The organism is Pelorhabdus rhamnosifermentans (assembly GCF_018835585.1).
Taxonomy (GTDB): Bacteria; Bacillota; Negativicutes; order UMGS1260; family UMGS1260; genus Pelorhabdus; species Pelorhabdus rhamnosifermentans.
The window spans coordinates 55,043-77,724 of the sequence record NZ_JAHGVE010000020.1 but is presented as its reverse complement, the minus strand read 5'-3'; the positions used below and the strand labels follow the sequence as shown (position 1 = coordinate 77,724).

Annotated in this window: 18 protein-coding genes; 5 read left to right on the top strand and 13 right to left on the bottom strand. The window is 40.3% G+C overall.

Annotation, left to right across the window (positions count from 1 at the left end; translation table 11 throughout):
• Positions 1–229 precede the first annotated feature (229 nt).
• Positions 230–1,354: a M20/M25/M40 family metallo-hydrolase gene (locus tag Ga0466249_RS19315; RefSeq protein ID WP_246588888.1), complete on the bottom strand. Its 1,125-nt coding sequence runs from the start codon at positions 1,352–1,354 to the stop codon at positions 230–232.
• A 43-nt stretch (positions 1,355–1,397) separates the two neighbouring features.
• Complete coding sequence (locus Ga0466249_RS19310) at positions 1,398–3,422, bottom strand: PAS domain S-box protein (RefSeq protein WP_215831120.1); 2,025 nt, start codon at positions 3,420–3,422, stop codon at positions 1,398–1,400.
• A gap of 369 nt (positions 3,423–3,791) precedes the next feature.
• On the opposite strand from Ga0466249_RS19310, the gene Ga0466249_RS19305 reads away from it, so the two are divergent.
• The gene (locus tag Ga0466249_RS19305) at positions 3,792–5,357 is read left to right on the top strand and encodes a glycoside hydrolase family 26 protein (protein ID WP_215831119.1); all 1,566 of its coding nucleotides are present in this window, start codon (positions 3,792–3,794) and stop codon (positions 5,355–5,357) included.
• 132 nt (positions 5,358–5,489) lie between these two features.
• Here Ga0466249_RS19305 and Ga0466249_RS19300 read toward each other — a convergent pair whose 3' ends face one another.
• Positions 5,490–6,746, bottom strand: coding sequence for a GDSL-type esterase/lipase family protein (locus tag Ga0466249_RS19300; RefSeq protein WP_215831118.1), 1,257 nt, complete (start codon positions 6,744–6,746; stop codon positions 5,490–5,492).
• A gap of 123 nt (positions 6,747–6,869) precedes the next feature.
• Between Ga0466249_RS19300 and Ga0466249_RS19295 the strand changes: the two genes are divergently transcribed.
• The 3 genes from Ga0466249_RS19295 (at position 6,870) to Ga0466249_RS19285 (ending at position 10,362) form a co-directional block, all read left to right on the top strand.
• On the top strand, positions 6,870–8,390 hold the full coding sequence (locus Ga0466249_RS19295) for a glycoside hydrolase family 26 protein (RefSeq protein ID WP_215831117.1): 1,521 nt from the start codon (positions 6,870–6,872) through the stop codon (positions 8,388–8,390).
• A gap of 113 nt (positions 8,391–8,503) precedes the next feature.
• The gene (locus Ga0466249_RS19290) at positions 8,504–9,943 is read left to right on the top strand and encodes a sodium:solute symporter family protein (protein WP_215831116.1); all 1,440 of its coding nucleotides are present in this window, start codon (positions 8,504–8,506) and stop codon (positions 9,941–9,943) included.
• Complete coding sequence (locus Ga0466249_RS19285; protein WP_215831115.1) at positions 9,940–10,362, top strand: HutP family protein; 423 nt, start codon at positions 9,940–9,942, stop codon at positions 10,360–10,362. The genes Ga0466249_RS19290 and Ga0466249_RS19285 overlap by 4 nt, the downstream gene beginning before the upstream one ends.
• A 44-nt stretch (positions 10,363–10,406) precedes the next feature.
• On the opposite strand, the gene Ga0466249_RS19280 is transcribed toward Ga0466249_RS19285, so the two are convergent.
• The 10 genes from Ga0466249_RS19280 to Ga0466249_RS19235 all read right to left on the bottom strand — a co-directional run bounded on the left by Ga0466249_RS19280 (position 10,407) and on the right by Ga0466249_RS19235 (position 21,231).
• Positions 10,407–10,850 (bottom strand): GtrA family protein, encoded by a 444-nt coding sequence (locus Ga0466249_RS19280; protein WP_215831114.1) that lies wholly within the window; start codon positions 10,848–10,850, stop codon positions 10,407–10,409.
• On the bottom strand, positions 10,813–11,568 hold the full coding sequence (locus Ga0466249_RS19275) for a glycosyltransferase (protein WP_215831113.1): 756 nt from the start codon (positions 11,566–11,568) through the stop codon (positions 10,813–10,815). Before Ga0466249_RS19275 ends, Ga0466249_RS19280 begins: the two co-directional genes overlap by 38 nt.
• A gap of 64 nt (positions 11,569–11,632) precedes the next feature.
• Positions 11,633–12,652 carry an NAD-dependent epimerase/dehydratase family protein gene (locus Ga0466249_RS19270; RefSeq protein WP_215831112.1) on the bottom strand — a complete coding sequence of 340 codons (1,020 nt, stop codon included), beginning with the start codon at positions 12,650–12,652 and terminating at the stop codon, positions 11,633–11,635.
• A complete protein-coding gene (locus Ga0466249_RS19265) occupies positions 12,652–13,845 on the bottom strand; it encodes a nucleotide sugar dehydrogenase (protein ID WP_215831111.1) in 1,194 nt (397 codons plus the stop codon). Before Ga0466249_RS19265 ends, Ga0466249_RS19270 begins: the two co-directional genes overlap by 1 nt.
• A gap of 70 nt (positions 13,846–13,915) precedes the next feature.
• Positions 13,916–15,430, bottom strand: a complete 1,515-nt coding sequence (locus Ga0466249_RS19260) for an ArnT family glycosyltransferase (RefSeq protein ID WP_215831110.1) — start codon at positions 15,428–15,430, stop codon at positions 13,916–13,918.
• A 291-nt stretch (positions 15,431–15,721) separates the two neighbouring features.
• The gene (locus Ga0466249_RS19255; RefSeq protein WP_215831109.1) at positions 15,722–18,064 is read right to left on the bottom strand and encodes an ABC transporter permease; all 2,343 of its coding nucleotides are present in this window, start codon (positions 18,062–18,064) and stop codon (positions 15,722–15,724) included.
• A 7-nt stretch (positions 18,065–18,071) separates the two neighbouring features.
• Positions 18,072–18,830: an ATP-binding cassette domain-containing protein gene (locus Ga0466249_RS19250; protein ID WP_215831108.1), complete on the bottom strand. Its 759-nt coding sequence runs from the start codon at positions 18,828–18,830 to the stop codon at positions 18,072–18,074.
• 7 nt (positions 18,831–18,837) lie between these two features.
• The gene (locus tag Ga0466249_RS19245) at positions 18,838–19,710 is read right to left on the bottom strand and encodes an ATP-binding cassette domain-containing protein (protein WP_215831107.1); all 873 of its coding nucleotides are present in this window, start codon (positions 19,708–19,710) and stop codon (positions 18,838–18,840) included.
• Positions 19,711–19,808: 98 nt separating this feature from the next.
• On the bottom strand, positions 19,809–20,675 hold the full coding sequence (locus tag Ga0466249_RS19240; protein WP_215831106.1) for a hypothetical protein: 867 nt from the start codon (positions 20,673–20,675) through the stop codon (positions 19,809–19,811).
• The gene (locus Ga0466249_RS19235; protein WP_215831105.1) at positions 20,668–21,231 is read right to left on the bottom strand and encodes an RNA polymerase sigma factor; all 564 of its coding nucleotides are present in this window, start codon (positions 21,229–21,231) and stop codon (positions 20,668–20,670) included. The genes Ga0466249_RS19240 and Ga0466249_RS19235 overlap by 8 nt, the downstream gene beginning before the upstream one ends.
• A 388-nt stretch (positions 21,232–21,619) precedes the next feature.
• Here Ga0466249_RS19235 and Ga0466249_RS19230 point away from each other — a divergent pair, with 388 nt between their 5' ends.
• Positions 21,620–22,678: an HD-GYP domain-containing protein gene (locus tag Ga0466249_RS19230; protein WP_215831104.1), complete on the top strand. Its 1,059-nt coding sequence runs from the start codon at positions 21,620–21,622 to the stop codon at positions 22,676–22,678.
• The last annotated feature ends 4 nt before the right edge of the window (positions 22,679–22,682 follow it).

The window sequence follows — 22,682 nt, the reverse complement described above, 5'->3', positions numbered from 1 at the left end:
TCCTATCCCATGGCACAATTTGGTTTTTTACCGTGTTCCTATACTTCGCGACAAAAAGCGTGCAATCCTTCTTTTGCTTAATAGACACTTCTTTTAGGTTACCTTATATTCTGCACAAAATCCAGTGTTTTTAGCATAAAACGATAACCATTTCACTTAAAGCAGCAAAATGGTTATCATTACTGATTATTCTATAATGTTTCACCGAACAGAACATGGTTTAGAAATGTCAGACGGACGAAGCAGCAGTCTGTAGCAAAGCCAGAACATACTGAGCGGAAAGATAGAGATCCGACTCTTTAATAAATTCCTCTGTCGTATGGACCTTAGACATACCAACACCTAAAACGGCACAGGGAACACCATAAGCATTAAAATAATTGGCATCACTCCCGCCGCCAGTGCCCACAATTTTGGATTCTAGCACTAAAGATTTTGCGGCTTTGACAGCGTTTTGCACAACCAGAGTGCTTTCGGCCAGTGAAAAGGGCTCATAGGCTCTTGTTACAGTCACATTCGCTGCAGCCCCCTCGGCTGTCGCTACATTTTCAAAAGTTTCTTTCATATGCGCCACTTGAGCAGCTAGTTTATCCAAATTACGACTGCGGGCTTCACACTTTAACTCAACTTCATCTGGTACAATGTTCGTCGCACTGCCACCAGCAATGATACCAATATTAGCTGTTGTTTCAAAATCAAGCCGTCCTTGCTTCATCTCGGCCAAGGCTTTACCTGCCACGACAATGGCATTAATTCCCTCTTCAGGTGCCATGCCTGCATGAGCCTTTTTACCATGAATAACAACATTAATTTGGTCTTGTCCTGGTGCCAGCACACAAATTTCACCAACTGAGCCACCACTATCAAGGGCATAACCATAATCGGCTGTCAATAAACTTCTATCCATATAATGTGAACCGTTTAGTCCACTTTCTTCCCCGACGGTGAACACGACTTGAATGGCTCCATGCGGCAATTTCTCTTCTTGAATCATGCGAAGCCCTTCTAAAATAGCGGTTACACCCGCTTTGTCATCCGAACCAAGAACCGTTTCACCTTTAGAGCGAATGATACCATCTTCTAATACAGGATCAATGCCACTGCATGGTTCAACACTATCTAAATGAGCACTTAGCATGACCGTAGGTGCTCCAACTACTGTGCCTGATAAATTCGCCACAACGTTCCCTGTATTGCCGCCAAATTTTTCGCCAGCCTGATGGTCTTCTACAACTGAAAAGCCAAGCATTTTGAGCTGCTCTGTTACATAATCAGCTGCCTCACGTTCCTTACCACTGGAGCAAGTCATTTTTACTAGCTTAAAAAATTCTTTTAACATTCTGTCATTATTCATAATTGGACCTCCATTAAATCTTATTGTAAATAGATGAAACATCTCAATATAAAACAAAATGATTTTTACCTGAATATTTAGCACGATACATGGCGGTATCAGCCTGTTTTAATAGTGTTTCAGCACTGCGGCTGTGAAAAGGATACAAGGCGATACCAATACTTGTTGTCACTTGATGTGTACTCTGCTGCAATTTATAAGGAAGTTTAAATGCGCTAATGATTTTTTGCGCCACTGTGATAACATCCTCGACCTGTTGAATTTGCGGCAATAACAACGTAAATTCATCCCCACCCATTCGTGCCAGCGTGTCGCTGCTTCGAATGCAAGACTTCACTCGCTCGGCAACGGCACGTAATAATAAATCGCCCGTATTATGCCCAAATTCATCATTCACCATTTTAAAGCCATCCAAATCTAAAAACATCACGCCAAACATCTGATCTGTCCGCTGAGAATAAGCAAGCAAATGATCTAATCGTTCATAATAGAGAGCACGATTAGGCAAACCCGTTAATGCATCATGAAAAGCCTGATGACGTATTTGGGTCACATAGTGGTCACGGGCGGTAAGATCACTGAACACACCAACAACCTTATTTATCCTGCCTTCACCATCCATTACAGCCTTAAGATTGAGCCAGGCCGTAAATTCTTCACCTGTCTTACGCCTATTCCATATTTCGCCCTGCCATTGCCCTGAAGCCTGCACCTTCCTCCATAATTCGACTAAAAATTCAGTATCGTGTATACAAGACTGTAAAAACTTTAGTCCTTCACCAACTATATCTTCAGCTGAATAACCTGTCAAAGCTGTAAATGCTTCATTAATAGACAAAATTGTTCCCAACCGGTTAATCACGATAATGCCATCAATCGTATTATCAAAAACCGTTTGCGCTAGTCGTAAGCGTTCTTCAGACTGCTTGCGGTCTGTAATATCGCGAACATTAACCATAACAACCTGCTTATCATGATAATGCACAACATTCATCGCAGACTCTACGTCAAAAACGGAACCATCTTTGCGACGATAAATACGCTGACCAAAAAAAGCCGTATGATGTTGCCGAATAAACTGAATTTTACTTTTTACATCATCCAATGCGGTAGCCACAATATCATCGATTATTAGAGTACACATTTCTGCCTCTTCATATCGCATCATCTTAGCAAACTGTTTGTTTACTTCTTCAATTTTCAAGGTAACGGCATCAAAAATAAACACACCATCTGACGACTGCTGCACAAGTGATCGATAGCGAAGCTCACTCGCACGTAGCTGGTTACGCGCAAGCAGGCGCGCTGTAATATCATGCGCAGCGACAACAATCCATGTTTGCCCCTGACTCACAAAAGACGTAACATGAAGCTCACAAAAAACGCTGGAACCATCTTTACGGATATACTGCTGCTCCAGATCGTTCTCAAATGCACCATGAGTTGTAAAATAATGAGCAAGTTCTGTTATGCTGCCTTCCAATTGCGGTACCACTATATCACGCATATAAAAGTGACACAGTTCTTCTTTCGTATAATGAAGCATCCTGCATGCTGCCTCATTGGCATCAAGAATTTTTCCAGCTGTTGTTGCAATAAACAACATGTCAGACGTCGCGTTAAAAATATTTCGATACTTTTCTTCACTTTGTTGGAGAAAAGATTCCACTGTTTTTTGTTTCGTAATATCCTGTAAACTTAAGAAGTATAAATCAAGCTGATTAGCATCCCACCAAACGGGATAGACATTCAGCCGTACGATTCGCTGCTGTCCACTTTTTTGAACAAAACAAAATTCTTCACAAAATAACTTGATTTTCATCTCAGTTAATATATCTTGCCAACTCATCAACAAGGCTTCTTTTTGAAAGAGCGGCAAATGATTAGCGTCCTCGCCAATAACCTCGGCGCGTTCATAACCAGTAATGCTAGAAAAAGCGGGATTCACATCAATGACAATCCCCTCTGCTGTTAAAACAACAATCCCACTTGTCGTAATATCAAATAACTTGGCGTGGAGCTGTAGCTCATCAGACAAGACAAACCTTCTTTTAGACAACTCAGTCATAGATACCCCCTTGCGACAATAAAGCATTGAATCAAACAGGGCACGAATATTCTATAACAAAATAGAGTTCGGTACATACCATAAAATTCCTGCAAACAAACAAAAAGAACACCCGGCTTTTTTCTTATTTATTTCGACATTCATTGTCAAAAGGAATAAATTTTGCTATAGTTTTAGGTAAATGTGCCAAAGCGCATAAATTAGTTATTTTAAGGATAGTGACCTATATTGCATTCGTTTTTCAAAGCCCGAGCGTTTTGGCTTAGCAGTACGCTCTTCTCATTCTTCCTTTTTTCGCCACTGGCCCACGCTGAAATTCAGCCCACTTACTATATTGTTAACGGCGCTGTCGCAACAGAAGATCCCCTTTTGCCTAACGAAGATTTAAAAAAATCCGAACCCTACAGTCCCTGGTACAATCGCTATAGTGATTTTGCCGGTGGTTATACCCTTTGCTATCCACTGAATATGAAAGTAGATGCGAGTCTATCTGAGGTTCGAACGGTCTTTAGTAATGCCGAAACACAAATTGAAGTCTATGCCGATCGTTTAGATCAAGGTTCTAACACAGCTTCCGCCTATTTACATGATTATGATCAGTTTGCTAATAACAAACAAGACCATAATATTGTTACTGACAGTTACTTTTCTTCTAATGGATTTGATATTCACCTTCTTAAATGGAGTCGCCACAAACTGGCAACGGTACCAAATGATAAAAACAATTATGTCAGTATTGAATTGACTAAGAACAGTATTGACGCTTATACCATTTTGATTAAATCAACAGACCCCATCACAAATGAAATGCAATTGCTTGCCAGTTTTCAGGCCTTACCCAAAAAAGGTGTTGCCGGCATTTATCAGCATTACAGTCCAACCAAACATCCTTTAAATGACGAAACAACCGCTTTTCAAAAAAAGTTTTTTTCCGAAAACAGCCCTTTGCGCTGGGGCATGTATGAGCCCAATGCTCCCGAGGATTTTGATTACCTCACACATTTAGAAGCATCCCTTGATTACACCTTTCCTATCGTCATACGCTATCAATCACTTGATGAAAACTTTCCAGCTGCCTCGCTGAAAAATGCCTATGACCACAAAAAATTCGTCGAGCTTTCCTTACAAACTTTTCATTATAAACAAAATAACCAAAGCATACTTTATGACATTTTAGATGGACGCTATGATGACTATTTTAATAATTACGCTCAAGATGTGAAAACCTTCGGCCATCCGATTTTATTACGCCTGGACAATGAAATGAACGGCTTGTGGTGTCCTTATGCCGGTTACTTTTTTAGTAAAGACAGCGATTTATTCAAAGCCGTCTGGCGTCATATTTATGACATTTTTACAGCCAATCAAGTCACGAATGTGCTATGGGTTTGGAATCCTAATGATGAATCCATGCCGCGCGCAAAATGGAATTCTTTTTTAAACTACTACCCTGGTAACGACTATGTCGATATTGTCGGTATGACAGGCTATAATCCGGGAACGACTGTGGCTGGTGAAAAGTGGCGTGAATTTGCTGATATTTATGATCCTCTCTATGCAAAATACAGCCGACTCTTTGATCAGCCTCTCATTATCGGTGAATTTGCCTCAAGTTCAGTTGGCGGTGATAAACCGGCTTGGATGCAAAAAATGTTTGATCAGATCGGAAAATATGACAGACTAAAAGTCGCTATTTGGTGGAATCATTGCGATTTTGATGCAGACGGCAATATCACTCATCCCTATCGTATGGATGACAACCTAGCCGAAATTGAGACGTTCCGTCAGGGATTGGCAGCCTATCCAGAAGCTCCTGCCGAGACTACGGACCCGACAAAAACTCTGCCGAACACAGCGCAAAAAGCACCCGCTAAAGTCTCCACTAAAACAACTACAACACCTGAAAAATCCGTTAAAAATCAGAAAAATCGCTAAAGCCGTCTTTCATATCCCAGCGAGGAATCGTATTACTATAATTAAACGTCAAGTAGTACGTTGGAATGCCCGTAATATAGAAGCGTACTGAAATTTCCCTTTCAGTACGCTTCTATTATTGAACTTAGGTCCCTATTGTAATAAATATTGCAGCTCATATAATTTTCGACTCACAGCCTGTCCAATCAGTCGTTTGCCCTCACTATCGGGATGAAGACCATCGGCAGACAACCGATCCGGAAGTAGACCCTGCCGATTTTTGAGCAATGAAACAGTATCAACAGCGTTAGGCTGAGCTAAAATCCAACCATTTACAGCCTGCCAATTGTTTTTCCATTGAGGCGGCAGCGGTTGACCGATCATAATAGCAATGCGGGGCGGATTAATCGGAGCTAGTGTGACAAAGACAGGCGTAATATGAAAGTCAAGACATTTCTGTCTAAGTGCACGTAAATTACTAATAATCTGACTAGCATCGTCTCCATCCCGAATGTCATTAATTCCACCAGCAATAATTAAAATTTTCGGATGAAAAGGTAACACATCTTGATCAAACCGTTCCAGTATCGCCTCTGTTGTATCACCGCTTTTACCCAAGTTTTTTACTGGTAAAGTAACCGATTGAGTCCAATCATATAGTGGCGTTCCAGGCGGTGAGGAGATGGCACCACCGCCATGGGTAATGCTATCACCAAGTGCTGCTATACTATAGCCTTGCGTTGAAACCGTAAAAGCTGTAACAGGCGACCATTTTCCAATTGACTGCCCCTCACTGTCAACGGCACGCACGCGCCAGTAATACGTGCCATCAGTAGCATAGCTATGCCAATCATAGCTATCAAAGCTATCGCCTCCGTCGACATGAATCCGTTCAATCCGCTGCCTCGGCCAACTATTTTCGGTATCATCTAAAGGAACGTTTAATATTTCCACATCATACCCTGCCGCGCCAGGTACAGCAACCCAAGAATAAGCTGGATACAGGGGAACAGCAGCATCATCAGGATAAGTCGTCAAAGGCAGCGGCGACTCGGCATCCATTTCGCCTTTACTCAAACGCTGCGATTCACTATAATCTGTAATCGGCTGACCCGAAACATCTAAGGCCCGCACCCGCCACCACAATTTGTCTACATTCTGTTTAAAATGCAGCGGAATTTGTGCTCCCGGTGTTGGCACAGTAGAATCCTCAATTCTATGACTTTCTGGTGCAGCTGTATTTCCTGCTGGAAAATATTGATCCGTTATTTCCAATTCATAAGTAACGGCATCTGCACTGAGCGGCCAAGTCACGCGGACACTATCTGCTTGAGCTGCGCTTGTCACGGGGATCTGCATAAAACAAAACACCATCATCATAATGCCATAATAAAACTGTTTACAATTCATACCGTATGAAACTCCTCTTTTCACCATCGTTGCCAAATATTTGCCAAATGTACCACACTTTATTATAGTGAAAAATAAAGGAAATTTCACTAATAGGGGCAAAAAATCAAAGGAATGATGATATTGAAATTAATAGTACTAAAACGACAAACTTTAATAAGTTTATTGTTACTTATCTATTTTACCTCTTTTTCTTTCTGCTTGGCTACCCCTGTTCAGCCACAAGATAGTGCAGAACAACTCACGTATTGTGATCGAGCGAACGGCTACAGCCTAACTTATCCCTCTGACATGACTGTAGATGACTCGCTTTCAGCAATACGCACCGTCATCAGCAACAGTCAATTACAAATTGAAATCTATTATGATAATTTCTCAGGTACTGCTTCAAATACTGATTCCTACATAAGTTACAGCAATGCCTTTATGAAAAACACGAAAGATCATGAATTGCTTGATGAAAAAAAATTTACCGTCCACAATCTATCTGTTCATCTATTAAAATGGAAGCGTGCCAAATTAGCTCGTGTGGATGAAGATAAAAATTACTACGCCTCAGCAGAAATTGTCAAAAATAATAATGAAGTCTATACACTATTTTTTAAATCCACTCAGCCCATTACAAATGAACAAGCTATTATCGAAAGTTTCAGACTCATCCCCAAAGAAGGAACCGGACAGCTTGGCCGACTGGTTCATCCCTCAATAAATGCGCTCAATGCCGAAACACAGGCTGTTTATGATCAGTTTTTTAGTGATTCGGCGCCGCAACGCTGGGGTATTTTTGAAAAAACATCGCCAAAAAGTTTTGCCTATCTTAATAGCCTAGAAAAAAAGCTCGGCTATAAATTTGATGTTGTCACACGCTATCAATCACTTACTGGTCGCTATTTTCCTGGCGAAGATCTGAAAAACGCCTATGCCAACAACCGTTTAGTACAGCTTACAATGCAGACTTTTTTATGGGGAGCCTCAGCCGAACAAAACCAAAGCATTATGTATGACATCCTTAACGGTCAATACGATGCCTATTTAAATGATTATGCCAAACAACTCAAGGCTTTCGGTCACCCTGTCCTCTTTCGTCTAAATAATGAAATGAATGGAGACTGGTGCTGGTATAGCGCCTACTACACAAGCAAAGATACAGATATTTATAAAGATGTTTGGCGTTATATTTATCGAATATTTCAAGATAATGGCGTAGACAATGTATTATGGGTTTGGAATCCCCACAGTCCTTCGGACCCGACCTTTCAATGGAATCACTATCTTATGTACTATCCTGGTGATGAATATGTAGATATTATCGGTCTTACTGGCTATAACAACGGAACCTATTATCCCGGTGAAAAATGGCGCTCTTTTGATGAAATTTATCGGAAGACTTATGATGAATATTGCCATAATTTCCAAAAGCCCTTTATGATTACCGAATTTGGTTCAAGCTCCATTGGCGGAGATAAACCCGCCTGGATTCACGATATGTTTACGGTGCTGCCGGAATATAACCACATCAAACTGTTTGTATGGTGGAACGCCACCGATTATGATGTAAACGGACACCCCGCCCGGATTTATTTGCTTGATGAAAACGACGCAACCATCGCGGCCTTTCAACAAGGCTTTCCCCCCCATTCCTAAGTGTTTGACATTCCGTTCCTTGTGAATTACACTATTATTGTAGAATTGTAGGTTTGAATGGTAGGAAGTATTTTTAAAATTCACAAAATGTGTAGGAAAGTAGGATGGTAAAAATGTCAATTCCCTTAATTATCGTATTGCTGTACATTGTTATGCTATTTGCTATTAGTCTTTATGCCAGACATCGCGCGTCAAAAAATAGTACCGGTTTTTTACTTGCCGGTCGACAGCTCAATACAGCCATGGTTGCTGTCAATATTTCCGGCGTCGCTGTCGGAGCGGCCTCAACCATTGGTGTGGCCGAAAATGCCTTTCAAGTCGGAATATCAGCAGGCTGGTATACTGTTGCTTGGGCAGCGGGTGCCATTGCGATGGGTATCATTGGTGCCAAACGATATCGCGCCGTGGAAGTTACAACACTGCCACAGTTTTTTGAACATTATTATGATACAAAAGGTCGCACAGCCAGTGTATTCGGCCTCATTATTATTCAACTTGTCATTACATCACTTCAATATTTGGCAGGTGGCGCTATTTTGTCTTCGCTGCTGCCGAATATTTTTACCATGGAAACAGGCATGTATACAAGTGCCGTCGTCTTTATCGGTGTGACACTCATTGGTGGTCTCTGGTCTTCAGGGCTTGCCAATATTTTAAGCATTACACTCATTTATTTTGGTATTATTGTCAGCACCATTCAAGTTATCTTCCGTCAGGGAGGTTTATCCGAAATTGCATTGAACCTTCCGGCAACAACGGACTGGTTTGGTCCGATTGGTGGATTAGGAATGGCAACCATCACAGGTTGGTTCGTTGTCATGATTACACAAACCCTTTCCGCACAAGGACCAGTTCAAATTGCTTGTGCAGCCAAAACAGAAAATACAGCCAGACGAGGCTTTTTATGGGGGGCTGTTATCATTTTACCCATTGGTTTTCTCTGTGCACTCCTTGGTTTGTCTGCCAAAGCAAGCTACCCTTCCATTCAAGCAACAATGGCTTTACCGCAAATCATCATGAGCCTTCACCCCGCCCTTGCTGGCATCACCCTATCGGCTTTATGGGCAGTAGATGTATCGACGGCTTGCCACTTATTACTTGGTGCTGGCGCATTATTCTGCCAGGATATTTATAAACGTTTTTTACATCCCACTGTGACTGAAAAAACTTATCTTCTTGTCAACCGACTCACAGTGCTTGGACTCGGACTTTTAACGCTATTCTTTGCCTTTCATGCCGTTGGCATTTTGAAAACCCTGCTGATGGGATTAAGCTTGACAACAGCATTTACACTCGTCTTTTTATGCACCCTCTTCGTACCTCAGCTTTGTCGAAAGAGTTCTGCTTTTTATACAACGTTAGCAGGGATTCTAGCCCTTGTTGCTTGGCAATTCATTCCTGCTGTACGCGTTTTTTCCCATCCCATTTATCTTGAATGGGTCGTCTGTCTCAGTGCCTTTGGTCTCACAGCCCTCATTGACAAACGGCATATTACGGAAAGCGATGAAACAGAAACAAAATTATCACTCATAGGAGCCACAACAAAATCATGACGGAAAATTTCAGTATGGATGTCGGCCGTGCGGCGTTACGACTGGCCCTAAGTCAAACTCGTGAAGAAGAACAGCAGCTACGCGAACATTATGTGACTCAAAATATTACTGCCATTGCTGTAGATTTCGGCGGAGAATTTATTCCTTTAATGAAAAAAATTATTGAACGGGCCACCGTAGCGGCACAGAAACAGGGACTCGTTCCTGCCAATCATGTCGGTGAGGGAGCCGTTGCAGGTGCAACCAAAGCCGCTTTAGAACAAATATCTACCAAGGCACTGGGCATGAGCGTCGGCGGTAAGATTGGCATTGCACGCTATGGTGAACACCTCTGCGTAGCCTTATTTTTCGGTGTAGGCATGCTAAATCTCAATGAGGTGGCCGTCGCCTTAGCCCATCGTTCCATACCAAATCAATAATTTATATACCTTTTCTTTTCCAACATAACTATCCCCCCATTCTCCTACGAATGGGGGGATTTTGTCACTGTCTGTTTATACAACCACCATCTTCGTAAAGAAAAATTCCACAAGAATACGATTCCCGTTGCTCCTATCTTCGCTTCCATTGTTGTTAACTTCACCATTTCGATAGCCAGCCACATAAGCAATATATTCCATATTAAACCCATTGTGTTAATGCCCAATATGTTTAGAGCTTCCACCTTCGATGTAAACTTACACCGATTCTTAAATGCCAGTTTCCTGCCCCAAAAGAAGTTAACTACAACTGATAAAAGAAAACTTCCTGTAGCAGCAAACATATAATAAATTCCGCAAGTTACGTTTAGAATATAAAAGATGATCCAATCGACACCAGCGGAAATACCGCCAACGCAAAAGTATCGGATAAGCTGATCTATCAAACCGCTATTTCGGTCGATCGTTTTTATTATTGTAGCATACATGTCTTACATGCCCTCCATTAAGCCATGTTTCACGAATCACAAACCAATACCACTTTAGATAATTAGGCAGCCATTTTAGTAGTTGAAACCGAGACTCTCCCTCTACCCGGTCATACCATAAAGAAGGAACCTCTGTTATACGGTAGCCGTTGCAAAATGCTTTTACTGTAATTTCCATACCAATTTCAAAACCGCCACAACTCTCAATAGTGATAGAATCAATAACAGCCCTATGATACATTTTAAAGCTATTAGATATATCGTGAGTAGGGATACCCACCGTCCAATGCAAGCTTACCCCGGCAAAGCGAGACAAAATTTTCTTAATAAAAGGCCCTCCATACTGTTTGCCGCCTTTCATATAGCGGGAACCACAAACAAGATGATATCTCTCTTTTACAACTTTATCATACATCTTATCCACAACATCAAGACTATCCGATAAATCTGCCATTAGAACCAAAACAATATTTCCTTCAAATGTATGTAAGCCAGTCTTAATGGCATTTAACGCTCCTCGACCGTAAATGTTCTTTTTCAAACAAATAGGGAAGCTGTACTGCGCTCGAACTCTTTCAACCGCAGGTATCGTATTATCGTCGTCACTATCATATATTAGCATCAGACGCTTTTCGACTTTTATCGCATTTTCGACCTGTGTAAGCAGATTTTCGATATTTGAGCCTTCATTATAGACTGGTGCAACCAAATCAAGCATACTTATCCTTCCCCTATTTATGATTGCCTGAGGGGCTCCAAATACTGAACTCCCCTAATGACGCTTATATGTTTCCCGCCTTCATTTGTTCTTTGATCCAAGGTATCACTTCATCCAACATATCACTCAACTTCGACTTTGCTTCAAACCCAAGTAATGTTTTTGCCTTCTCGACCGCAGGTACACGTTTTTGGACATCATATACGAAAGGCTTATCCGATACATAGCGGAATGGCTTGTCCCCATTCACCTTTTGCCAAATTGCTTCAGCTAATTCCAATACGTTAGTTGAAACAGGCGTGGAAAGATTAAAGTCTTCATTAATGGCTTTCTCACTTTCAACACACAGTGCAATTCCTTCAGCCAAATCAGCGCCAGAAGTATAATGACGGATTTGATTGCCCGCACCTAGGATGTGCAGTGGGTCTTGACCTTTTAATACTTTCTGAACAAGATCTGGAACAACATGACTCATCGCCAGTTTAACATTCCCGGAGAGAATTTCTTTTTCGCTTATGGCTCTGCGCTCGCCGGTTCCTACACAGTTAAATGGACGGATAATTGTATAAGGAAGTTTGTACTGTTCCCAAGCACCTTTTGCAAAATACTCACACGCCAACTTTTGAAATCCATAGGTAGAAAGTGGAGGCGGACAACACAGTTGTTCACCCTCAGGACTAGGATAAACTGTAGTAGATTCATATACCATAGAAGACGATAGGACATTGATTTTTTGTAGCTTTTTCTGTTGATGTGCCCAAATAGCAGCATCAAATGTGGCTGCTGCTATTCTTTCATTTTCTGCCAACAAATCATATGCATATTCGTGGAAGTAGGTAATCCCGCCAATCATTGCCGCAATAGCAACTACTTGGTCACAATCTGCTATTAACTCTTTCATTAAGTCAATGTCCTTCACATCACCGCGAACAAACAAGTAGCGTGGATTATGATCATAAGACTTCTCAACGGGGCCATATTTACTGAAGTTATCAATCCCCACAATGGAATGGCCACGCTTCAGTAGTTCCTCCACCAAATAGCCTGCAATAAAACCAGCAGAACCTGTAACAAGTATTTTCATTAAATTTGTCCTCCTTTTCCCAAAACATTCCAAACGTCGGCAACAATTCTATTTTCTGGAAATATGATATCCCTATATTGACTATGTGGTGTGGCTATAATTACAATATCAGATTTTGCAACTAGTTCTTCTTGTGAAACAAAAGAGGCATCTACCACAAATGAATCAGCGCAAAGAACCTTTCCTGCTTGTATTTGAAGAATTTTCCGCAATTTATAGGACAGCGACTCGCGTATGTCCCCGCTATCCCCCTTAAATGCCATTCCCAAAATGCCTACTGTCATCTGGGAAATAGGATATTTTGATCTCAGCTTTTGCACTACGTAATTTGGAAAACCCTCATTGACAAGCATTGCAGCATGTCCCAAGTAGAAATTGCCATTATTAAAAGCAGCCAATTGCATAGAATCTTTAAACAAACAAGGACCTGCGGCAAATCCCGCCTTTGGCAAATCTTTCGCCCGCGCATACTGGTGTGTAACCGCATGGTACACTTGGTAGAAATCCAGATGATAGTCATTGGCTATCATATAAAACTGGTTAGCTACTGCAAACTTGATATAACGCCAAACATTGGTAAATAGCTTTGCTAATTCTGCCTCAGCAGGCAGTACCTCGACAATTTCATTCGTTAAAAGTCCAAATAGTTCTCGACATTTTTGTAATCCTTCCGGAGTAAAAGAAGAAATGATTTGTGGCAAAGTGTGTAATTCAGTCATTGCTTTTCCTTCTAGTATTCTTTCCGGGCAGAAACAGACATTCATGGTTAACCCAGCTTCTATCAGCCAACAACTCACGCGCTGGCTGATACCCGGATACACTGTGCTCCGCAAAATCAGGGTTTGTCCATTGCGAAAATACGGAATACACTGATTAACCGATTCAATCATAACTCCAAATTTCGGATTTAAATGCTCATCTACAGGAGTTCCAATGATCATTATTATAACATTGCTGTCAGAAATTACGCTGGGAGAGTCTGATAGTAGAAGACTCCCAGCTGCAAGAACTTTTTTCAGGAGTTCATCGGCACCGTCTTCATGAAATGGCATGTTACCCTGTCGCACAGCATTTACTGACTCTGTATTAATATCATAAACCATTACTTTCTTACCACAATCAGCCAGTGCAATAGACAAGGGCAATCCCACATGTCCACAACCACCAATTATACAAACGTCATAAGAAAACATAAATCCACCTCATTTTATCTTTACTAATCAAGTAAAATACATAACTTTCTAATTATTGAACTGGGAACCTTTACTGATCATACGATTCCGTATCATTCGAAAAATACTTGTTTTGGAAAAATGCTTTTTTTGAAGGAAGATAGTAAGGAATACGATAAAATTTTTCCCTAATAGGTCTTAATACTTTTTCCTTATAAACATCATACTTAAACTCATATCCTAAAATAAAATAAACCGGAACATCATCAATCCTATATTCTTTGACCTCTAACCGATTAAAATAAGATCGATAATTATCAATATTATAGGATTGATCTTTAAAAATAAGTATGTTCTTCCCGTCAAAAGCCTGATAATTTGTCAGCTTATCATCTTGTCTCCCATGGAATGTTCCAATGCCGAAAACACTGAAATAGGTCCCAATTTTATGATAAAAAACTCCCGATTTAACATAGCTTTCAGTTGCAAAGAAAAAATCTTTCTTGTAGGGTTCAAGTAATATGCCAACTTCCTTTGCTTTAATAGTAGCAACCTGTTTTTTGACAAAGCTCACATTTTCAGTAACTGAGTACGGTAATGCTAAAAATCCGAAAATGACTATCAGATGAACTGCGGTGAACAGCGTTACCCACTTGGCCAAGCGCCTTAAAGTATCGCAGTTAAAAACAACATAGTTTAAGACAAAAGCAAACGGCAGGAACGACAGTGTCCAATGGACTCCGATACTTTTTTCTGCCGATAACACCAGAAAGACCATCATAGGAGCAGCAAAAAGTATTCCGAACAATTTAAGATCCGTTCCGGCAATAGCCGATAAGATCGCCTGCCGCCGTTTAATCCATGTTCCGACCAATATGGGAGTAAGTAAATATGCCTGTGAAAAAACGTAAGCCAATATGTAAGCTGGATTGAACTTAGTTTCACCTTCTTGACGAGTTATCATATTAAAAACAACATTAGTCCAATCATTCTCATAATTCCAATACACATTGATGAGTATAAACGGTATCGCTGCGCCGAAGACATAACAAAGAGCTTTTATCCCTTTCTTGTTTCTTTGATATAACGTCACATAGATAACGTATGAAAAAGCCAACAGCACAGCAAAATATTTTGATAGAAACGCCAATCCGCCAAAAGCCCCTGCCAATATGAACAGCCAATTCCTATTATTTATTAAACCAAAATAAAAAGTTAGTGATGAAAGAAAAACAAAAAGTATCAGCGGCGTATCGGTAGTAATAATTATATTCAGTATGTTGACTGGTGAAACTAAAAATAAGATTGCGGCAAGATAGGCCTTTTCCCGCTCAACGCCTTTAAACATCCAATATATTAGACCGCCAATCAACTGTCCAATCACTATCGATGGCAACCGCAACAGAAGCTCTGAATCACCAAACAAAAGCATAAATGCGAGAAACCATCCCACCATCGGCGGATGATCATAGTACCCGAAATCCAAATGTTTACCCCAAATAAAAAAATAAGCTTCATCGCCTGTCAATGGAATTATTGCTGCCAACAAGCATTTTATCACGAGGCTGAACAGCATAGTAAACCAAAATAGTTTCTTAGTTGACAATCTCCTCCTACCTCCATAACTAAACACGAAAAGGTTTGCTTTTTTGAATATCCTTGCAGCACAGTCGGCCTAACCATGCTTGTCTCGCTCGGAAACGCAAACATCGCTATCTGAGTGAGGATTTTCAGTCCCCCATAGTTGCTCTCATTTATTTATACAATTCACACGAACTAATAGTTCACATGTTTTATAGATTTTTATATTTATATAGAAGTAGAAAAAAACAAGGCACCAAAAAAGCACCTTGTCGTACACTCATCTTTAATCTTATTCTTAATCAATATCTTCTCATCAATGAACCTTCCTAATCCTAAGTAGCACTTTGTTTTCCTCATAAGACAAATTTAGAGAATTCATATATTCCGCCTTTTTCCTTGGCTCCGCCATAATCGCATTGACTTGCTGAATGGAATAGCCCTTTTCTAACAGTTCTTGCCCAAATTCATCCATAACGTGAAGTATATCACACCACTCAATTTCCCTATCATATGTGTTAACTGATACTGTATGGACTTTTTGCATAAAAGCTTTTACACCCTCATCGCCTAACTCGGATTGCCTAATATCATCAAGAAGTAAAAAAATCTCTTTTACAACCAAATTTTCTCCCCCAGCATATCTCCTTTCCCTATTTACGCTAGGCACCGGTTTGTACTGCAGCCAAAACCGCTTTACACCGTCATAGTACTCTTTGCCCATTTTATTCTCTTTATACAAGGTATACATATAGGAAAGCATCCCGGCACTTATATTTCCCGGATCGCTTGTATCAAAACCCGGCCACCAGAGACTTAGAACAGACTCTTCAAAATAGAGCAGTTGCACTTCCCCTTGACTCCTATTTTCGGTTGGCAATGATATAAAATCATCTTCCGAAATCGGAATACTATTTGCCAACCCAAATATTTTGCGTTCAGCAGCACCCAGCCAACCATCCAGCAAAAATCCAGGCACCTCAACTACATTCAAAAGTTGCTTGTCTTTTAGCGGTATCAGATTCTCATAAAATGTGATTCTATCTTTTACTAGTTCTACGATATTCTTTGCGCTATCCTCATGGGGTTTTGCGCAATACGCTGTGATGTTTCCATCGAGAGCAGCCATTTTTATAATCTCATAAGGAGCAGCAATCAGAAAAACATCACGCGCAGACGGACTGGAAAAAACAAACTTCCTGACAGCGTTATCAGGTAGACGCACATCTTCAGTAAGCGGCAGTCCTGTCACAACTTCCATGTCCTTATCTATTTCAACATTTATGGTAAACGCAGTAGACTGGTGCGAGATATAGCGCGCTGACAACACCGTTCGGGGTTGATCACTCCACGATATCCGCTGATCACTCGTATGATATACCTGATTCTTACCTAAAGTAGGATACCATGCATGTCCAGACCTTAACAATGTCATAGAGGGTGAAACGAAATTAATGAGCCCCTGGGGCTGGGTATCATAATCAGAAAACCACTCCCATACTTTGCCGGAATAATCCAGGAAAATCTCCATAGCAGCTCCAGCAGCAAGGGGCGAACTTAGTTTCACCTCAATAAAATCGCCCTTTCTTTGCCAAACAAGCTCTCGCCCGCTGCCGTCTTTTACATTGTGAATGACATAATAATTTTTCAAGGTCAACGGTATCTCTTGTATTTCGCTGTTACTCGTATTTCTGAAAAAAAGCTTTGCACCACAGTCCACGGTGTTCAAGGCTGTTTTCAATTTAATATCCATTACATACCTAACAGGCCGCAGCATGTTAGCCGTATCTACTGCTTGTCCGGCATCAGCCACCGCGTTAACAAACGCCTCCTGATAGGTTTTGTCGCGCCCTTCGTACTCCCGGACAAATAAAATAGCACCTGATAAAAACACGGCAAAGGCCGTTGTCAACACCAGCATATACGATAATCTCAGTTGCCCTAAAGAACGTCGCTTGCTATAAAAATAGAAACTGACTAATAACAAAATTGCCGAAAATCCCAACTGATAGCAAACAACCACTGGTATAAGTCCAGTGTTAGGAAAGTGACCTGTTAGCTGCGAAGAAGGAACACAAAAAGCCTGATTGACCGCCAAATTTATAGGGGGTAACCAATACGGCAATGAGGTAAAATTATCACCCTCAAGAAAGAACATCAATATCAGATAAATAGTGGTTATAAAGATAGACAAAAATACTCGGGAACGACAAATGGTCTCTATAAACAAAGCAACGCATATTGAATTTATACTGATCAAAATATAATTTAACCAATAGTCCCCTAACAGGTTGAAAAACGGCAACTGCATATGAAAAACAAAGAATACCACGGTCATTATGCCTAAAAACAGTTGCATCCCCAGCAACACTAAAAGCAAAAAGCTGCCTAACGCTCGCCCCATTAGCAACTCCCAATCCTTACACGGAAGTGTATTAACAATCTCTGAAATGCCCCTGCGCCAATCCCTAGCAATCATGCCAGTATTCCAGAAGACAAAAAACATATAAAAAACATATAAGAGCCAGAGACCCAAATATTGATTCTCATAAATAACAAATATTGCCAAAGAATCGGTTAACATCACAAGCAGCCAATAACCGACACTCTTTAATCCTAATCTCATTTCCTGCAAAGCAATCGCCATTATACTATGCATATCCATTTTACCTCGCCGATTTTATCAATGCCAGATACCCGTCTTTCACACTAGTACTCGCTTTTATCTGCCCAGTCTTACCTGTGGCCAACTTGGCAAGTTCCTCTGGCTTTCCTTGAAACACCAAATTACCTTGACGTAAAACAGCAAGTTCCGAACAGCAAACCTCAATATCAGCAAGGATATGCGTAGAATAAATAATTGTAATCTTCCGTCCTAATTCACTGATTACATTGCGAATATGATTGCGCTCGATTGGATCAAGCCCTACAGTCGGTTCGTCCATGATTAAAAGGCGAGGGCTACCCAATAAAGCTTGCGCAAACCCCAGCCTTTGTTTCATTCCAAAAGAATATACAGCAATCCTTTTATTCCTGGCCTCCGTAAGATTAACTAACTCAATAGCTTCAGTCACCTGCGTCTTTCTTGCCCGTTTATCGGTTATCCCTTTTAATACTGCAAAATACTCCAGCATTTCAAAACCAGTCAACCTGGGGTAAAAACCAAATTCTTGCGGCAAGTAACCTAAATGATTGCGAATCATTACTTTATCGTAACATACATCTAAACCATTAACAGTTACTCTGCCAATCGTAGGCTCAATCATCGTCGCTATAATCTTCAACAAGGTGCTTTTCCCCGCACCGTTTGACCCCAAAAGCCCGAATACACCTTTGTCTATGCTGCAAGTAATTCCGTCCAATGCCATACACTTATTGTTATACATTTTACTAAGGTTATTAATCTCTATCATTATAAATATCATTTCTTTCTCATTCTGAATAACCCTTGGATACCAGATAAATATACGCTTCTTCCAAGGTAGGCTCCACGGAACGAACTTCTGTAATCTCCGGCCTGACATCACTAATAATCCTTACTTCATACAACCCTTTATCAGAGCGCAAACTGCTGACTACCCATTTATTTTTTCTATCAATCCACTCACTCTCAGATAGAGTAGCCAGCCATACAGAGCCACTCGCCGCGTCCAACATTCTAGGTATAGGACCTTTAAACTGCAGTTTTTCATTATGTAACAGCATGATGCTATCTGCCAAAGCGGTTAACTCTGAAATGATATGGGTACTCAACAGAACAATACGTTCAGAAGAAACTTGCGAAAACAAATTACAAAAATAATCCCGCTCTTCTGGGTCAAGCCCTGATAGCGGCTCGTCCATAAGGAGAAGATCCGGGTCGTTTAATAATCCTTGGGCAATACCAACTTTTTGACGCATCCCCTTGGTCCAATCACGCAACGTTTTATTATGAAAAGAAGTAATTTTTGCAATATCCATTACTTCTTCAACCCTTGAAGCCGCAATGGAAGCCGGAATCCCCTTTAAGTCAGCAAAGTACCTCAAAAAATCCTGAGCGGTCATTTCCGGATACACCCCGAATTTCTGCGGCAAGTATCCCATATGAGCTTTAAATTTGACACTGTCACCATGAAGAAAAATTCCATTAAGCGATACTTGACCTGCCGCTGGCGCAATAACTCCCGCAATAATGCGCAATAAAGTTGTCTTACCCGCCCCATTAGGGCCAGTCAGCAGATGCAATCCTTTCGGCAAAGAAAAGGAAATATGATTTAGTACACAGTTTTGATTGAAACACTTTGTAATTGAAGACAATTCTAACATATTTTTTCTCTCTCTCTATCTCCCATTTTCGCATAATTCCATATTTTTCAAAAGAGTAAACCAAACTTAATAGCTTCCACTTACCCCGGATCACTTGATCACTCTTGGGAATAATCAATGTTTTCAATATGCAAGTAACGTATATATATTGCAATAAGCATGAGACCTAGCAATAAAAATACCATTGGCATCTCATGCCATAGACTGGCTTGTATAAAACGATTTCCAGCATCACTTTGTTCAAAAATAATTTGCGCTGCCCACATTACAAATGCACAACTGCAGCCAGAAATAATGCCAAAGCGCAAAGAACTAGCCAAAGCAACGCCTAGCAAAAATACCATTGGTGCTAGCCAGTCCAAAATAGCTTTCCATAATAATATTTTTTCTTTTGTCAGCATTTCGGAAAATGAAAAAGATATTATTCCTGTTGCAGTTAGACAAACAATAATGGTATATCCCAATGTTACAATAATTCTTGCACCAGCCAATTGAGCCGGAGTATAAGGGCAAGACGCCTCCAGTTCGCTTGTATCATAAAGCGCTGCTCGGTGTTCACAAAAAAGTGTCAATAAACCTAGAATAGGCGCTACATTTGTTAAAAAAATCAGCGAATCAGCATTACCTTTTGTTAAAACAATTCCCACAAAAATAATCAAACTGGTTAGCGCCATAAACCGCCAATTCAGTATATTTATTTGTGGTTTCACCAGACGAAAAACAGAGAGTAATCCGCCATCACCAACCGTTCTTCGCACCGCTAATCTATCAACGGGTTTAATAATTGGAACATCGTTATTCGCATTTTCCTGCAAAACTTCTTTAAGGTTATCTACCAAGCTGCAGGTCATCGCAGTAGTCGGCTTAGGGCCGATATATTTAGATAGTTTATTAAAAACAGCAACCATCTCTTTGTCATTAGCCTCTTTATCTATTTCGCTAAGAATTTCTCGATATTTATCCAAGTTCCTCGCCCTCTTCTTTAAGCAGCTTTTTAAGATTATTTAAACCATTGGATAACCTTGATTTAACAGTACCTACAGGAATATTCAATACCAATGCTATTTCTTCCAGCTTTAATTCCTCATAAAAACGAAGGATAATCACTTCACGGTGAATATCTGACAATTTAGTGAGAACCTCCATAATAGCTTCCCGCTCGTCCTGCTTTCGCAGACTTTCTTCCGGTGTATCCTCACTGTCCCAAATATTCTCTGACATCTCAAGACCAAAAACATTTTTTTGTACATATGCGCTTTTCAAATAGTTTTTACATGTGTTTAACGCAATTGCATAAATCCAGGCTTTAAAAGGAAACTCCGGATGATACGTCCTTATACTCCGACATATCTTGATAAATACCTCTTGCGTGATATCGTTAGCACTATGATAATTCTTACTCATCAAGTAAATATAGGAAAATATCTTGGAATGGTAACGAACAATCATGGTCTCCAAAGCCGTTTCGTCTCCCTGTTGTATTTGCCTTGCAAGTTCTTCATCAGAAATAATTACTGTCACCTTCTGGTTTAAGCCAATTTTTTTATACTATATATATAGAAATGATTAAATTCGGCCCTATTTAATTCCAAAAATAAATAGAGATAAAATACTCACAACTGTAGTATAGAATAAGTTACCACACAAATCCAAACATAGGAAGTGAGTCCATGTCTCATGCCTCTATTTTATCAGATGATTCAACAATTCACAATTTCATTCCAAAATTGCATTTAATCATTCCTAGCTATTATAATGGGGATAACATAAAAAAAATCCTATTTTGAGACACCTTTTTTATTTGTTTAGGACCATAGTCATTTTGTGTAAATATTTGCTAGGAAATAGCAAATATTGTGACGAATGTAATGATAGAATTGCAATTGAGTATTTCGGGGGATGAAATATTTTGCGGAAAATTAACATACAATATGCTAAACCGGACATGACTTTAGCCCGCGACATTATTACCGACACTGGCATTATCCTACTTGTACGCGGTATCGCCCTCTCACAAAATTTAATTAATAAATTAGCCACTTTACACATCACAACCATTTTTGTAGAAGACCCTCTGTACGAAGGAATTATAGCGCCCGAATACATTAGTCTCGAATTGCAACAACAAGCCCTATCAGTACTCAGTACTGTGCTCCAGACCTTGAAAAACAAAGGCACGCTCAATGTACAACCTGTTATCCAATTGTCTACCCAGATTGTAGAAGAATTAATGTGTAATCCCAAAACATCCATTTGCTTAAATGAAATTATGACGCATGACGATCCAACTTTTTCCCATTCTTTAAATTGCGCAATTTATGCCATTTTACTTGGTCAATTCAATGGCTTAAACTATCCAGATTTAAAAGAACTGGCTGCAGGCGCCTTACTGCACGATATAGGGAAAAATGATATTAGCACAACCCTATTAAATAAACCAGATAAACTATCTGCCGATGAATTTGAATTAATCAAGAAGCATGCGCAATGGGGCTTTGAAAAACTGATTGTTTTGCATTGGGACTTATCCAGTCTCGTCGCTCATATGGCCTGGCAGCATCATGAAAAAATGGATGGCAGCGGTTATCCACGCGGTATAGGGGGAAATGACATCCTTTTTCATGCTCGAATTGTGTCTATTGCTGATGTATATGAAGCACTTACTGCTAATCGTCCGTATCGTCCTGCCCTATCACCCAAAAAGGCCCATGATATTATCCAAGCCGGACTCGGCACCCATTTTGATGATGAACTCGGAAAGCTTTTTTTATCTAAAGTAGCTCTTTACTCTCCAGGCACACTCGTTACAATCAACACAGGAGAAACAGCCCTCATTGTTTCTATTCCACCGAATAACCCTAAATATCCAGTCATTAGAATTATCAAAGAACCTGACGGACAACCTTGTAAGCCCTATGAAATCCATCTTGAGGAACATCCACAAATTCATATTATTAATAGCCAATAAGAAA

Bases quoted from the DNA above. Each gene is read 5' to 3' on its own strand.
- Ga0466249_RS19250 (WP_215831108.1), bottom strand. From the start codon at position 18,830: ATGATATTTATAATGATAGAGATTAATAACCTTAGTAAAATGTATAAC.
- Ga0466249_RS19315 (WP_246588888.1), bottom strand. From the start codon at position 1,354: ATGAATAATGACAGAATGTTAAAAGAATTTTTTAAGCTAGTAAAAATG.
- Ga0466249_RS19290 (WP_215831116.1), top strand. From the start codon at position 8,504: ATGTCAATTCCCTTAATTATCGTATTGCTGTACATTGTTATGCTATTT.
- Ga0466249_RS19255 (WP_215831109.1), bottom strand. From the start codon at position 18,064: ATGCATAGTATAATGGCGATTGCTTTGCAGGAAATGAGATTAGGATTA.
- Ga0466249_RS19275 (WP_215831113.1), bottom strand. From the start codon at position 11,568: ATGCTTGATTTGGTTGCACCAGTCTATAATGAAGGCTCAAATATCGAA.
- Ga0466249_RS19280 (WP_215831114.1), bottom strand. From the start codon at position 10,850: ATGTATGCTACAATAATAAAAACGATCGACCGAAATAGCGGTTTGATA.
- Ga0466249_RS19310 (WP_215831120.1), bottom strand. From the start codon at position 3,422: ATGACTGAGTTGTCTAAAAGAAGGTTTGTCTTGTCTGATGAGCTACAG.
- Ga0466249_RS19265 (WP_215831111.1), bottom strand. From the start codon at position 13,845: ATGTTTTCTTATGACGTTTGTATAATTGGTGGTTGTGGACATGTGGGA.
- Ga0466249_RS19300 (WP_215831118.1), bottom strand. From the start codon at position 6,746: ATGAATTGTAAACAGTTTTATTATGGCATTATGATGATGGTGTTTTGT.
- Ga0466249_RS19285 (WP_215831115.1), top strand. From the start codon at position 9,940: ATGACGGAAAATTTCAGTATGGATGTCGGCCGTGCGGCGTTACGACTG.
- Ga0466249_RS19270 (WP_215831112.1), bottom strand. From the start codon at position 12,652: ATGAAAATACTTGTTACAGGTTCTGCTGGTTTTATTGCAGGCTATTTG.
- Ga0466249_RS19245 (WP_215831107.1), bottom strand. From the start codon at position 19,710: ATGTTAGAATTGTCTTCAATTACAAAGTGTTTCAATCAAAACTGTGTA.